Genomic DNA, 13617 nt, shown 5'->3' with positions numbered 1-13617 from the left:
CCCACGCCCCAACATCAACCTTTCCCCTTCACCAAGGGGCATTTCCCTGACGGGACGGGCTTTTCCGCATCGCGCCCGTCACGCAGAACAGATTCGACCTCGCCAATTGTCAGCGCGTAACCAGTCTCTTCGTCGTTCAGCGACGTGGCAAAAACCATTCCCACGGCTTGCCCCTTGTCATCCAGCAACGGGCCACCTGAATTCCCTTGGCGAATGATCGCTCTAAGCGAGTAGACATTACGGGTAACCGACTCGTCGTCGTAAATGTCTGTGCCGCGGGCCCTCAACGTTTCGCGCGTGCGCGCCGGCGAGATCGTGTAGGCCCCGTTGCCGGGGAAACCAACAGCAACAGCGTCGGCACCAGCGCTGAGGTCTGCGCCGGTCTGCAAAGGTGTCGCACTCAGACCAGGTGCCCGCAGAACAGCGACGTCACGTTTGGCATCAAATGCCACCAGTTCAGCGTCGAACACCTTCCCTTTTCCGTTCACCTGGACCGTGACCCCAGACGAACCCGCAACCACGTGAGCATTCGTCGCAATGTGTTCCGGCGCGAACACCCAACCAGTTCCGGACTGCAGGTTGTCACACGCTGTCTCTTCAGTTCTCACTTTGACAACTGATGCACTAACCGACTTACCCACATCAACCATTTCAGGGTTGGGCTCACCGATCCCGCGGATACGCTCCGGTTGCCCCTTGAAAACCGTGGGGAACCCATAGTCCACAAGAGCCTTATCCAGCGTGCCAACAACCACGCTCGGATCAGCCGGCATAATCCAGTCAGCGATCGCAACAATGCGTGATTCGGCCACAGCGCGGTTCAACTGCACAAAAGGTGTCGTCCTAATCCATGTGGCGGCTAACCACACGCACAGCAAAAACGCGACGACACCAACAAACGCGCCCAACCCTGCATCTACCCATTTCCCAGGAGTCTTGTGCAAAGCACGCCGTAGCCACGTCCCCAGCCCGCTACCAACACCGGCAACCACAAAACCCACAATCAGCGGGGCCAGCGGAACAACCCAGGAGGGAATGACCTCGGCGTTGGAACTTTCATTCACCCAACCGATAACTGGACCTGCCAGAACCCGGCCCAGCACAAACCCGGCAACGAACCCGGCAAGGGAACACAGCGAAACAACCAGACCTCGTCTCCACCCTCCGAAGCCCATAAAAACGCCCACGATGGCGAGGACGAGGTCAGGTGAATGCACCGTCAGAAACCACCGGGTTGGCCGGCAGCGTGCATGAGTGCCGAACGCTCCTTGGTGAACTGATCCAGCAGGTACCGCTCACGTTCCTGCTCGCCGGTGCCACCAATTCCACCGATGATACGCATACGAGTGGTCGCCAAGGCAGCTGACAGTTTAATCATCTTCTTCATGTGAGGCTTGCCCGACGGGTATCGGCCCGCCCAACGCTTACCAGCGCGACGGCCCTTCCACGTGCCAAGCATTTCCACCTCGGCGTGGGTGAGCCAACCAGCGTTTGCGTAGTCACCCAAGTTGGCGCGAGTCTGCTTGGTTTCGTTGAACTGAAGGAAGATCGCCAGAGCGAACCAGATCGACGAAATAAGCAACGACGGAACGATGATGCATACGAGTCCCAGGAGGAGCGTTGTTGGGTTCAAGAACGTGGCCAGACCGTTCCACAGCGCGTGGAGCAGCATTCCGGCGAGCAGACCAGGAATCCACATGAGGATGATCGCCCACCACTGACCGCGGCGAGCCGCCAGACCAATAGTTACACCTGCGCACATGGTGAACGTGGAGTGCAGGAGCGGTGACAGCAAGCAACGCACAATGAACGTCATGATCAGTGCGGCCGTACCAAAACCTTGGCCCTGCTGCGAGCCCTCCACGAACGCGCCCGACAAGTACAAAATGTTTTCGGTAAAGGCGAAGCCGGCCCCAGCTAGCGAACCGTATACCCAACCATCCAGAGGACCTTCAAAGTAGCGGCGGGCCGCCAGCGCAATCGCCACCAAGATCATGCCCTTGGTGGTTTCTTCAAAGATCGGTGCCATGACAACCGCGCCAATCGCACCGCTGTCGTCGGTAACACCTGCGCCCGCCATCACGACTTGTAGCGGGAACTGGAAAACCAGCGTCAAAATGACCGCGGCCACGCCACCCCACAGAACGCACAAGCCCATTGCGACTTTAGGCTGTGGCTTCCAGCGGTCAAACCACAACACCATTCCGATGATGAGGAGAAGCGGGAAGAACGACAGGAACATCGCCACAAACGTCACGAGACCCGACGACAGAGTCATGAGCAAGAAAATGATGGCAAAGCCCAGCAGAAGCAGGCCACCCAAGGCTAGCGCGATGACCAAACGGACAATGTCGCCGGTGTCGCTGGGTTTCTCTACAACGCTTGGGGTGACGCTGATCGCTTGCGTGGTCCACGGGGCTTGCGCGGGCGCCCCCTGGTGGGTCTCAACGCGGTTTTGGATACGGAGAGCCTGCGTGTGTGAAGGTGCGAAGCGTCCTTCGTCGTATGTGCGTTGGTGTACCTGGTCCGAGGTGTGATCCTGGAACCCGTACTGGTGACCGCCGTACTGATTGAAGTTGGCCGGCTGCTGTTGCTGGCCGCCGGGGCTGAAGCGTTGGTTGTCAGCTGGCTGGCTACCGTACTGCTGGCTACCGAACTGCTGGGCTCCCGGTTGCGAACCGTACTGCTGGCCACCGTATTGCTGGCCACCAGGCTGCGAGCCGTACTGCTGGTTACCGAACTGCTGGGCGCCGGGTTGGGACCCGTACTGCTGACCACCGGGTTGGTTGCCGAACGGCTGGTTACCGTTGCCCTGGTTTCCCTGACCGTAAGGATCGTACTGGTGCGACATTCATTTCCTTCACGTTGGTTGCTGACACAAGCATAAGTGCTTTCACCCAACAAGCCGTGAACTGGGAGGTAACAGGTCCGCTACTTCTTTTGCCACAAGAACGCCGAGGTCGTAGCGGTAGTCGCTACGACCTCGGCGTGATCTGTAAGTAGGGCCTACAAATTAGTCATTGTCAGGTGACTGGATCTGCAGGGTGCGGGCGGTGTATTCGGACACCTCGTTGAGCAGGGTTTCGTCCTGGTGTAGCTTGCGACCCAGCGATGGAATCATCTGCTTGAGCTTAGCTTCCCAACCGGTGTACTGCTGTGGGAAGCAACGCTTGAGCAGTTCCACCATGATGGGTGTTGCGGTGGAAGCACCTGGGGATGCACCCAGCAGTGCGGCGAGTGAACCGTCGGCGGCTGCGACGGTTTCGGTACCGAAGCCCAGTACGCCACCCTTCTTGGGGTCACGCTTCATGACCTGAACGCGCTGACCTGCCACCAGCATCTCCCAGTCGTCACGGTTGATGTCTGGGGTGAAGTCAGCGAGAGCTGCAAAGCGTCCCTTCTTGGTTTCAGCCAGCTGAGTGACCAAGTACTTGACGAGGTCGAAGTTGTCCTTAGCCACGTTGAGCATGACGGGCAGGTTGTTGCCACGCACGCTGAATGGGAGGTCCAGAATCGATCCGCCCTTGAGGAACTTGGGGCTGAATCCGGCGTAGGGGCCGAACATGAGGTACTTCTTGTCGCCAACCACGCGAGCGTCCAGGTGAGGAACCGACATGGGTGGAGCACCGACCGATGCCTGGCCGTAAACCTTAGCGTGGTGACGCTCAACCAGGTCTGGGTTTGCGGTGCGCAGGAACAAACCAGAAACGGGGAATCCACCGTAGCCACGGGCTTCAGCGATTCCGGACTTCTGGAGCAGTGGAAGTGCTCCACCGCCAGCACCGATGAACACGAACTTGGCGTTGACATCGAACGATTCCGCGCCAGTGTGGTCGTGAACGCTGACTTTCCAGCCATCAGCGGTGCGTTCGAGGTCGGATACGGAGTGGCCCGTGCGGATCTGTGCTCCGCGCGTTCCCATGTGGGTCAGAAGCTGACGGGTAAGCGACCCGAAGTCAACGTCGGTACCTTCCTTGATACGCGAAAGACCGTTGACCTGACCTGGGCCGCGGTTTTCAAACATGAGGGGTAGCCACTCGGCCTGCTCAGCAGGGTCGTCGGTGAACTCCATGTCCCGGAACAGTGGGTTCTGCACAAGTGTTTCGCGACGGGCGCGGATGTAGTCACGTCCCTTTTCGCCACGGCCGTAGGACACGTGTGGAACTTGGTTGATGAAAGACGACGGGGTAGTCAGAACGCCTTCGTCTACCAGGTACGACCAGAACTGGCGTGACACGTGGAATTGTTCGTTAATGTTGACAGCCTTTGTGATGTCGATGTCACCGTTTGACTGCTGTGGCGTGTAGTTCAGCTCGCACAGAGCGGCGTGGCCGGTACCCGCGTTGTTCCATGGGTCTGAGCTTTCGCGCGCAACGTAGTCGAGGCGTTCGTAAACACGAATAGACCATTCGGGCTGGAGTTCGGCAAGCATTGTGCCCAAGGTGGCGCTCATGATGCCACCGCCGATCAGCACAACGTCGACGTTTTCTTTCGTGTAGGACATGTTTACCCTTCTCAAGCCGGGTGACCCTGTGTATAGGGCTTGCTTCCTCAACAAACTCTACTCCTTTAACGCCACGGGCTAAACACTGGCTCAGGTCTGAGGGTTCCACCGCACATCTTCATGTGTTTACACTGCAAGAGCAAGCAGTTCACTCTGCACCGCTACGTGGAAGGACGTAAGTCATGGCAGACCATGGACAGTTCGTACTCAACACTCACACCCGACTGTTTCACCAGCACGACACGTCAGTTCTAGACACGCACTTCACGGACGATTTCGTGGAGCACTCACCACTCGTGGCCGGTGACCGCGCGGGCCTGAAGAAGCTGGTGGAAGAAGCCGGTGAGGGCCTGAAATACGAAAACGCACGTGTGATTTCAGACGGTGACTTCGTTGCTTTGCACGGCAAGTTCACGGGACTTGATGAAGACGTTCTGGTGGGCTTCGACATTTACCGGGTGAACGACGGCAAGATTGCTGAACACTGGGACAGCTTGGTTCCTGAAGCTGCCCCCAACGCATCAGGGCGCACACAGCTAGACGGTCCAACTGACCCGGATATGTCTTCTGACACGGAAGCGAACCGCGCCCTGGTGGTCAAATTCTTCGAAAAGACCCTGGTGGGTGGCGACTACTCCGGCTTTGAGACGTACAGCAAGGACGGGCGCTTCGACCAGCACAGCCCCGACATCGCCGACGGCGTTACGGCCGTTATCGACTTCCTGGAGAAGCTCCGCGACGCTGGCGAAGGTTTGGAATATGACAGGATCCACCGCACGGTAGCGCAGGGCGACTTCGTGCTCACCCACTCGGAAGGCAGCATCGCCGGCACCCGTCACGCGTACTGCGAACTGTGGCGCGTTGAAGACGGCGCGATCGTCGAACTGTGGGACGCAATCAGTGAGGTCCCTGCAGACGACCAAGCTGTTCACAACCACGGGGTTTTCTAACCCATTCCCGCACAAACCCAACGGGCCCGAGGTCGTTGCTCCGACCTCGGGCCCGTTCTTCTATGCGCGGTACTGGTGGGGGCGGCTGGAAGCCGGGGCGCGGTTAGGCGCCTTCATCGCCAACCCAGTACAGGCGCTTGTTGACGAATTCGTCCATACCAACGGGTCCCAGTTCGCGTCCGTAACCGGAGCGCTTCACACCACCGAACGGAATGCTTTCGCCTTCAGCAGCGTGGGTGTTGATCTTGGCCATACCAACTTCGAGCTGGGAACCGACCTTCTCTGCGCGTTCCTTGTCCTGCGAGAACACGGAACCGCCCAGGCCGAACTGCGAGTCGTTAGCGAGTTCCAGGGCTTCTTCGTCGCTGGACACCTTGTAGACCACGGCGATTGGGCCAAAGAACTCTTCGTAGTACACGTCGGAGCCGCGTGGAATGTCGGTGACAACAGCGGGGCTGATGTACGCGCCCTTGTCGGAGAGCTCACCGCCCACGCGAATGTTGCCGCCGGCCTTCTTGACGTCTTCCAGCTGTCCGGCCAGGCGCTCAGCGGCTGAGCGTGAGGACAGTGGCTGGAACACGGTTTCGTCGTCCGAGGTGTAGCTGCCTGGGGTCATTTTGGAGGCGAGTGCTTCGAGTTCGGCGACGAATTCGTCGTAGATGTCGTCCATGACGATCATGCGCTTGTTCGAGTCGCAGGCCTGACCGGTGTTGTACATGCGGGTAGCCCACGCGTTGGCTGCTGCTTCCTTGACGTTGTCGGTGTCGAGAATGATGTATGGGTCGGAGCCACCGAGTTCAAGCACGGCCTTCTTGAGTGCCTTACCGGCCTGCTCCGCGATAATGGCGCCGGCGCGTTCCGAACCGGTGAGGGAAACGCCTGCAACACGGTTGTCAGCGATCACGGTGGAAATCTGGTCGTGGGTTGCGTACAGGGTTTGGTACACGCCCTTTGGTACGCCAGCGTCGTCCATGATCTGCTGGATTGCGGCGGCTGACTTGGGGCAGATTTCAGCGTGTTTGAGCAGGATGGTGTTACCCAGCACCAGGTTAGGTCCGGCGAAGCGGGCGACCTGGTAGTAGGGGAAGTTCCACGGCATGATGCCCAGGATCGTTCCGATTGGGCGACGCTCCAGGACAGCGTGTGCGCCGTCGACCTCAAGGTCAAGGTCGCCGGTGAGCTTTTCACCGTTGGTGGCAAAGTAACCAAAGATGGCGGAGCAGAATTCGGCTTCTTCAGCGCCTTCAGAGTGGCGCTTACCCATTTCCTGGCCGATGATGTCGGCGAGTTCGTCTTTTCGCTCGTCGAACAGGGTGGCTACTTTAGCCACGATGTCAGCTCGTTCTGACATGGGGCGTGCCGACCATTCTTTATACGCGTCGTGCGCGAGGGCGAGAGCTTCTTCAATCTGTGCGTCGGTTGCGTTGTCGAAGGTTTCAACAACGTCACTAGTTTCGGGGTTTTCTACGCGGTAACCGTTAGCCATCACATCTCCTTGAAGGTTGACTCGCATGTACGGTCAGGCTAACACCGCGCTTTAGCAGTGTGGAGGGGCTGAGCCTTGGTTCTGAGGCTTCTTTGAGTGGGGAGGTTTCCTGCGGGTCTGTGGCACCACCACGCGCAGGACGCTAGGCGTGCGATAGCTGTCGCTCTTGTATTTTTACTTCCTGCTGGTTGTAACTGTTGAAACTCGGCAACTTTACTCCGGCACCATCTTGACTAGATAGATATTCCACGAACAGTCCCACCGGAGCGTCGAGTGAAGGGCGGTCGTCGCCAGTCATATCGTCTGCATTACGAGCGTCGATAGCGCAAACGCTTTGCACGGAGGTTATCAGCGTGACGTAATCACCCATGTCAATAAAAATGTTTGCGTTACCGCCAACATTTTCCACGCGCTTAAACAGGTGAAACAGCTTCTCCTCAGCAAGCGCGGTGACTACTTTGCTGTTGCCGTCGTTGCCTACGACTGGCAAATCCTTATCCGCCCACATCCCGAACGCTAACTGTTTATCAATTTCGTGGGTAAACTTTTTCAGTTTTTCAGCAGTCTTACTAGTCATCGCTTCCCTCCTCCCTTGCATTATCATATCTGCGATCTTGTGTATCTCTTTTAAGGCTAGGGCCATCGCTGTCTCAACGTCCGTTGCTGAATTAAGCGTCAACAGATGCTTCGACGCCGGAGCATCATCACTGTAGTGGACATGGCAGGTTCCGTGTGCACAGTCTATTCGTGCGGTATTTTCCCACGCTTCCCAAGTCCTTTTCTGAATAATGAGTGCGAAGTCTACGGTGCTACCTTTATGCCGCCAAAACATTACGAGGAGTTGCAAGAGCCCTTCGTCACCAATGGGGCGCTCGTAGCGCCTTTCCGCACAGTCCTTCCTAGGTGGCGGCTGGTACGTCCCTCGAGTTTGGCTAATTTGCTCATCGGCTACTTTCTTGGCGCGTCGAAGGTCACGCTTCTTCTGCTGGCCACGACGGATCATGTTGCCAATACTAATTGCGTTGAAACACAAATCGCGCGATACAGTCGGTGCTGTACAGCGCGATTTCAGTTGGCGCGCCACGAGGGATTCGAACCCCCAACCTTCTGATCCGTAGTCAGATGCTCTATCCGTTGAGCTAGTGGCGCCCGTTGGTAAACCAACTCGGACTACTTTACACAACTTCTCCCAACTTCACAACGCGCCTCAAGTGACGTTCCGCACACCAACCCACGCACCCCTCACTCGCAACGCGCCACATACCCAGAAAGGGCAGGCAACCTCGGCGGGAAAGCCGTGACCCACAGCGCCTGTGACACAAATATGCCAGCTCATGAAAAAACACGTCACACAAATGATTCACATACGCCATAACCCACCACATTGTGATCTAGCGCTCAGCCACACAGCCCTCAAACCAGCTATTCCCATTCTCTCAACTTCGTACGGTGAATAGGCAACATTTCACAACTCAACAGTTTGGAGTCACTTATGACCGTCCTCGACCCTGGCTCAGTCGAAGACCTTCTCAAGAACGCACCAACCCAGAACGAAACGATCCTTCAGTTCGTTAAGCGTGTAGCGTCGCTCAGCACCCCAGACCAGATCGAATGGATCACCGGGAGCAAAGAACAGCGCACCGAAATCGCTGACAAACTGGTCGCAGCTGGGACCCTGGTAAAGCTCGATAAGCAAAAAGACTCCTACTACGCGGCTTCTGACCCTGACGACGTCGCCCGTGTCGAAGACCGCACCTTCATCTGCTCCGAAAAGGAAGAAGACGCTGGCCCGCTCAACCACTGGATGGACCCAGCCAAGATGAAGGAGATCCTCAACGACCTGTTCACCGGGTCCATGAAGGGTCGCACCATGTATGTGATCCCATTTGTCATGGGACACACGGAAGCTAACCAGCCCATGTTCGGCATCGAGGTCACCGACTCCCCATACGTGGTCCTGTCCATGCTGGTCATGGCACGTTGCGGCAACGAAGTTCTGCGTGCGATCGAGAACCACGACGGCAAATTCGTGGAGTGTGTCCACTCGGTAGGTGCGCCTCTCGAAGAAGGCCAGGAAGACGTCAAGTGGCCATGCAACCCAACTAAGTACATCACCCACTTCCCGCAGGACCGTGCGATCTGGTCGTTCGGTTCCGGTTACGGCGGTAACGCTCTGCTTGGTAAGAAGTGCTACGCGCTGCGCATCGCTTCAGCGATTGCTCGCGAAGAGGGTTGGATGGCAGAACACATGCTCATCATCAAGCTCACTAACCCTGAAGGCGAATCCAAGTACATCGCTGCCGCGTTCCCAAGCGCGTGCGGTAAGACCAACCTAGCCATGATTGAACCCACGGTCCCTGGCTGGAAGGCTGAAACCCTGGGTGACGACATCGCGTGGATGCGCTTTGGTGAAGACGGCCAGCTGTACGCCGTCAACCCTGAATACGGGCTGTTTGGTGTAGCACCAGGAACCGGCTACTCCACCAACCCAACCGCTATGCGCGCAATCGAAGCAGGCGGAAACGTCTTCACGAACGTCGCGCTCACCGACGACGGTGACGTGTGGTGGGAAGGCATGACGGACGAAACGCCTGCACACCTCACTGACTGGCGCGGAAACGACTGGACCCCTGAGTCCGAAACTCCGGCCGCTCACCCGAACTCGCGTTTCTGCACGCCTATCACCAACGTGCCAACGCTGGCTGAGGAGTACAACAACCCTAACGGTGTGCCAATTTCGGCGATCCTGTTTGGTGGCCGTCGCAAGACCACGATGCCACTGGTCACGGAGACCCGCGACTGGCAGCACGGCGTGTTCATGGGTTCGGTCCTGTCGTCTGAAACCACGGCTGCCGCTACCGGTAAGGTCGGCGTGGTTCGTCGCGACCCAATGGCAATGCGTCCGTTTATCGGGTACAACGTCACCGACTACCTCCAGCACTGGCTCAACATTGGTCAGACGGAAGGCGCGAAGCTTCCTAAGATCTTCTACGTCAACTGGTTCCGTCGCGATGAAGACGGCTCGTTCCTGTGGCCAGGGTTCTCGGAGAACTCGCGCGTGCTCAAGTGGGTATTTGAGCGCATCGACGGCAAGGCTGACGCTGAAGAAACCCCAGTTGGAAACACTCCTTCCGCTGACGCTCTTGACCTCGACGGCCTCGACGTTACGCCTGAGCAGATCGCCAAGGCTGTTGCGATCAAGCCAGAAGAGTGGGCTGACGAACTCGAATCGATTGAAGAGTGGTACGCCCAGCTAGGCAATGACGTTCCTGCAGAACTGCAGGGCGAAGTCGACCAGTTGCGGACGCGTCTGGGACTGTAAAGCCCCCGCGTCAGCGCTGATCGAAGAAGCGGGCACTGTTCTTGAGCCAGAACAGTGCCCGCTTCTGTGTTCCCGGGGCGGCTTTGCTGCCCCGTTGCGCCCGCGCACCCCACTCCCCCGCCGAGGTCGTAGCGAGGTCCGCTCGTCAGTTAAAGATGGGCATGCGCCGTGTTTGACAAGCGATAGCAGCAACCGCCCCTATACAACACGTGAGCCACGCCCACGGGTTGGAAATGTCACGGTCAACAATCCAGCACCAGGCACGTATTTCACCCAATCGATCACGTGCAAATGCGCCTGCGACGATCACATATGTAGAAGGGATCAAACTCGCGTAACGGCCGTTGATCATTAGACGCCCTACCAGCGCCAGCGCGGTAAGACCAACAAAATCGCGCAGGATCAATACTGAGTTTTGGGCAGAGAAGCTTGAAGACACCACGCCCACAAGAACCGCGAACACAAGCGCACCTACCACTACCACGTGAGAGTGCGCGAACGTGTTACGAACCGATGCACAACTCCAGGACTCCTCAGCGCGGTGAACACATGCGGACACAACGATGACAAATCCAAGTGCAGGAAGCACCGGTTGCGGTAAACCAGCGACGCTCAATAACGGCAGTGGAATATCGACCTCGGCGAAACCTCCCGCGATCACACCCGTAATTACGCTGATGACAAGCAGAACTGGCCACTGGCGAGCCTTCAGAAGGTACGTCACGATGCGAATGGCTTTGGACGTTCACAGCGCGTGGCCGAATCAAAAGTCTGAGCAACCCACGCACCTGCTTCTGACTTGCTAGCTTGTAAGAGTCGCTGCAAGGTTGTTTCAGCGGATGGATCAAGAATTGCCTTTGCATCCTCAACATCTGCGCGAACCCCTGAAGCCTGCAAACCTTTGGTCCACAACCAGGCGGTCACCGCACTCATCTGAGCGTGCACGTTGTCGTCAGAACAGTCGGTGTTAACAACATGCGCAGCATAAGAACTTGCCGCTGCCAGCGCAGAGTCATAAACGTCAAACGTTGGTTGAGCGACAACGTTCACCGTCCAGTCGCCGTTTGGACCAGCCATCAAGATTGAGGGGTCCGCGGTCGATTCGATGCGCACCACTTTCGGTAGCCCTGTCTCATTCGCCTGACTGAAAACATGCGCGTACACCGCGCGGTTGTCGTTTCGTGAAAACTGCCCCGGAAAGAAACACACCTGTGGCTCGGACTGGTCACACACCAATTCAGTTGTAGGTCGCGGGTTATCTGGGTCAGGGCCCACACCAGCGGTCAAGCCTAAGCCCAGAACAAGTCCTACTATCAGCACAAGCGCCGAACCAGAGGCTCGAACCCACGAGCGCGGAAGGTCGCGTTGTCTTGAATACCGGTGACTATTGATAGCGAGAAAGCACGCTACGGTCGCGACTGCTGAAAACACTATGAAGCCCGCCACGGCTTTGGGATCGAGCACCGAGGTGGGAGTACAACATCCTTCAAACGCCAGTCCCGCTAAATACCGGATTCCAAAAAAGTCAATTGACCACGTTGCCCCAATCCACACGTATGGAACCACAACGCTGAGTGGAATTGCTAAGACTGGCCGGAGCCAAACTCCAAGCGCATACCCCAACATTCCGTGCATAACCACAGCAAGAACCTGACCCACAATGAGAAGCCACGGGATTCCCCGGTCAGAACTGCCCGCAAGCACTAGAAGAATTGCGACGCCAGCAACTTGAACTAGAACACCGGAAAGAACTCCTGGCCAGGTTCTTTCTATAACCTGCGTGGTGAACGGTCGGCGCGAATTCTCGAAAACGCCTCGGCTTTCGCGTTCGCGTCCCGCCTCGATCGCACTTGACAGGGAAGCGGTAGCGCAGGAAAACAGCAAAATAAATGACCCGGTAGTCACGGACGCTATGCGGTTAGCTACAAGAAAATCCCTGTCCGCATACGCCAACAGATAAAGGGTTGCCAAAGCTGCGGCGACCCCAGCAATCCACCATGCTGGCCTTCGCTTCAGCCTGAGCACTAGAGTTCCCTCTGGATGATGGCCACATACGACCGGCCAATGTCTTCGGCGTGAGCATTCTTCACCGTCAACTCAGGTTCGGAGGCAACGCGACCACGCTGAAGAAACTCATGTATGTTTCCTTGAAACTGCAAGTTGCCTGATTGCAACACCGCTACATGGTCAAAAGTTTGCGCAACGTCGTCAGTTTGGTGCGTTGAAAGAATGACTGTTTTATCTTCAGGTAGCTCGCGAAGTATTTCCATGAATCGTTCGCGACTGGCCGGATCCAAAGCGACAGTTGGTTCATCGAGTAAAAGAACGTCTGCACCAGTGGCCAGAACACCAGCGAGACCCAACCGTTGTTTCTGACCACCTGACAGAGCGGTCACAGGTGCAGTTTTCATCCCTTCTAAACCAACGAGATCACATGCATGCGTTGCGCGGGGCTTCGTTTCTTGACTCTGCGCACCGTGCAACCAAGCGACATACTGAACGTGTTCTTCAACGGTGAGCCCTCGGACTGGCGAAAAGTGCTGAGGCATCCATGCAACAGCCTGCCGATAGCGACGCACATCGTTCTTTATGCTTATCGACCCTTTGGACGAAACAAGCGAAATATCACCTCGCTGGGCACGTAGCACGGTCGCGAGAATTTCAATGAGCGTGGTCTTCCCGGCACCGTTCGGACCCAACAACAGTGTTTTTCCTGGTTCGAAGCGAGCGGAGAAGTTTACGAAGACCTCACGTGAACGCGACCGCGAAAATGACAGTCCTTCAATGCCAACAACGGCCATCAGTAGTATTGCTTCACAGATTTAGCTGAAAATTTGTAGCCTCTCTCTGAACCATTTATCTTCACCAATTTGAAGTAAAAGTCATCTTTCTTCGGCATTGCACCCCAGCTTGCAGTGCCACACGAAATTGTCCGGTCTCCTTGGTTTCTGTCAGGCAAAAGACCGCGTTTCGCATAAAGGCGCAAGGTAACTGACTTGAATCTGGCACCGCCTTCCTGGCTGCACTTGGAAAGTACAGTACGGGTGGATGCTTTGTCAGTAGCTCGGTCGGTCCAATTACGAGACGTTATGCCGGTTGCCCAACCCTTGATGTGAGAGCTCCAGCTTCCTTCTGCAAATGCTGGGGTCACGCTTACAGACGCAAGGAGCACCCCGATGAGCGTGGCAGAGAGAATCGATGGCAGTTTCATAAATACCTCCACGAAGTGAAACTGAAAAAAGAATACACGATTTTCGGACGGAAAAGCCCTCGCACGCGAAGAATCAGCCATCTTTGTATATCTTTTGTTCTCTTTCGTTTCACTGTCGTGTTTGAAAAGAGGTTGTCGCTCCCC

The 13617-nt window shown here is 56.7% G+C and carries 11 protein-coding genes and 1 tRNA gene; 2 read left to right on the top strand and 10 right to left on the bottom strand.

Features of this window, described 5'->3' with window-relative positions:
- Nucleotides 1–14: 14 nt before the first annotated feature.
- The 3 genes from JOE56_RS06740 to JOE56_RS06730 form a co-directional block, all read right to left on the bottom strand.
- The gene (locus JOE56_RS06740; RefSeq protein ID WP_338028640.1) at nt 15–1217 is read right to left on the bottom strand and encodes a MarP family serine protease; all 1203 of its coding nucleotides are present in this window, start codon (nt 1215–1217) and stop codon (nt 15–17) included.
- Between the two features lie 2 nt (nt 1218–1219).
- The gene (locus JOE56_RS06735) at nt 1220–2851 is read right to left on the bottom strand and encodes a PrsW family intramembrane metalloprotease (protein WP_239530390.1); all 1632 of its coding nucleotides are present in this window, start codon (nt 2849–2851) and stop codon (nt 1220–1222) included.
- Between the two features lie 162 nt (nt 2852–3013).
- On the bottom strand, nt 3014–4504 hold the full coding sequence (locus JOE56_RS06730; protein WP_204515387.1) for a malate:quinone oxidoreductase: 1491 nt from the start codon (nt 4502–4504) through the stop codon (nt 3014–3016).
- 182 nt (nt 4505–4686) lie between these two features.
- Between JOE56_RS06730 and JOE56_RS06725 the strand changes: the two genes are divergently transcribed.
- Nucleotides 4687–5454 carry a nuclear transport factor 2 family protein gene (locus tag JOE56_RS06725; RefSeq protein WP_204515386.1) on the top strand — a complete coding sequence of 256 codons (768 nt, stop codon included), beginning with the start codon at nt 4687–4689 and terminating at the stop codon, nt 5452–5454.
- Nucleotides 5455–5557: 103 nt separating this feature from the next.
- Here the strand turns inward: JOE56_RS06725 and JOE56_RS06720 are convergent, their stop codons facing one another.
- The 3 genes from JOE56_RS06720 to JOE56_RS06710 form a co-directional block, all read right to left on the bottom strand.
- The gene (locus JOE56_RS06720) at nt 5558–6940 is read right to left on the bottom strand and encodes an NAD-dependent succinate-semialdehyde dehydrogenase (RefSeq protein ID WP_204515385.1); all 1383 of its coding nucleotides are present in this window, start codon (nt 6938–6940) and stop codon (nt 5558–5560) included.
- A 142-nt stretch (nt 6941–7082) separates the two neighbouring features.
- The gene (locus JOE56_RS06715; protein ID WP_204515384.1) at nt 7083–7943 is read right to left on the bottom strand and encodes a hypothetical protein; all 861 of its coding nucleotides are present in this window, start codon (nt 7941–7943) and stop codon (nt 7083–7085) included.
- A 70-nt stretch (nt 7944–8013) separates the two neighbouring features.
- Nucleotides 8014–8089 (bottom strand) — tRNA-Arg (locus tag JOE56_RS06710).
- 343 nt (nt 8090–8432) lie between these two features.
- Here JOE56_RS06710 and JOE56_RS06705 point away from each other — a divergent pair.
- A complete protein-coding gene (locus JOE56_RS06705; RefSeq protein ID WP_204515383.1) occupies nt 8433–10262 on the top strand; it encodes a phosphoenolpyruvate carboxykinase (GTP) in 1830 nt (609 codons plus the stop codon).
- Between the two features lie 145 nt (nt 10263–10407).
- Here the strand turns inward: JOE56_RS06705 and JOE56_RS06700 are convergent, their stop codons facing one another.
- Genes JOE56_RS06700 through JOE56_RS06685 form a run of 4 tightly spaced genes read right to left on the bottom strand, consistent with a single transcriptional unit; the run spans nt 10408 to nt 13554 of the window.
- Nucleotides 10408–10986, bottom strand: coding sequence for a hypothetical protein (locus JOE56_RS06700; RefSeq protein ID WP_204515381.1), 579 nt, complete (start codon nt 10984–10986; stop codon nt 10408–10410).
- Nucleotides 10983–12287, bottom strand: a complete 1305-nt coding sequence (locus JOE56_RS06695; protein WP_204515380.1) for a hypothetical protein — start codon at nt 12285–12287, stop codon at nt 10983–10985. The genes JOE56_RS06700 and JOE56_RS06695 overlap by 4 nt, the downstream gene beginning before the upstream one ends.
- Nucleotides 12287–13063, bottom strand: coding sequence for an ATP-binding cassette domain-containing protein (locus JOE56_RS06690; RefSeq protein WP_204515378.1), 777 nt, complete (start codon nt 13061–13063; stop codon nt 12287–12289). Before JOE56_RS06690 ends, JOE56_RS06695 begins: the two co-directional genes overlap by 1 nt.
- The gene (locus tag JOE56_RS06685; protein WP_204515377.1) at nt 13063–13554 is read right to left on the bottom strand and encodes a hypothetical protein; all 492 of its coding nucleotides are present in this window, start codon (nt 13552–13554) and stop codon (nt 13063–13065) included. The genes JOE56_RS06690 and JOE56_RS06685 overlap by 1 nt, the downstream gene beginning before the upstream one ends.
- Nucleotides 13555–13617 lie beyond the last annotated feature (63 nt).

Origin of the sequence: Brevibacterium paucivorans, from assembly GCF_016907735.1 — a bacterium.
Taxonomy (GTDB): Bacteria; Actinomycetota; Actinomycetes; order Actinomycetales; family Brevibacteriaceae; genus Brevibacterium; species Brevibacterium paucivorans.
This window is presented reverse-complemented; position numbering and strand designations above follow the sequence as displayed.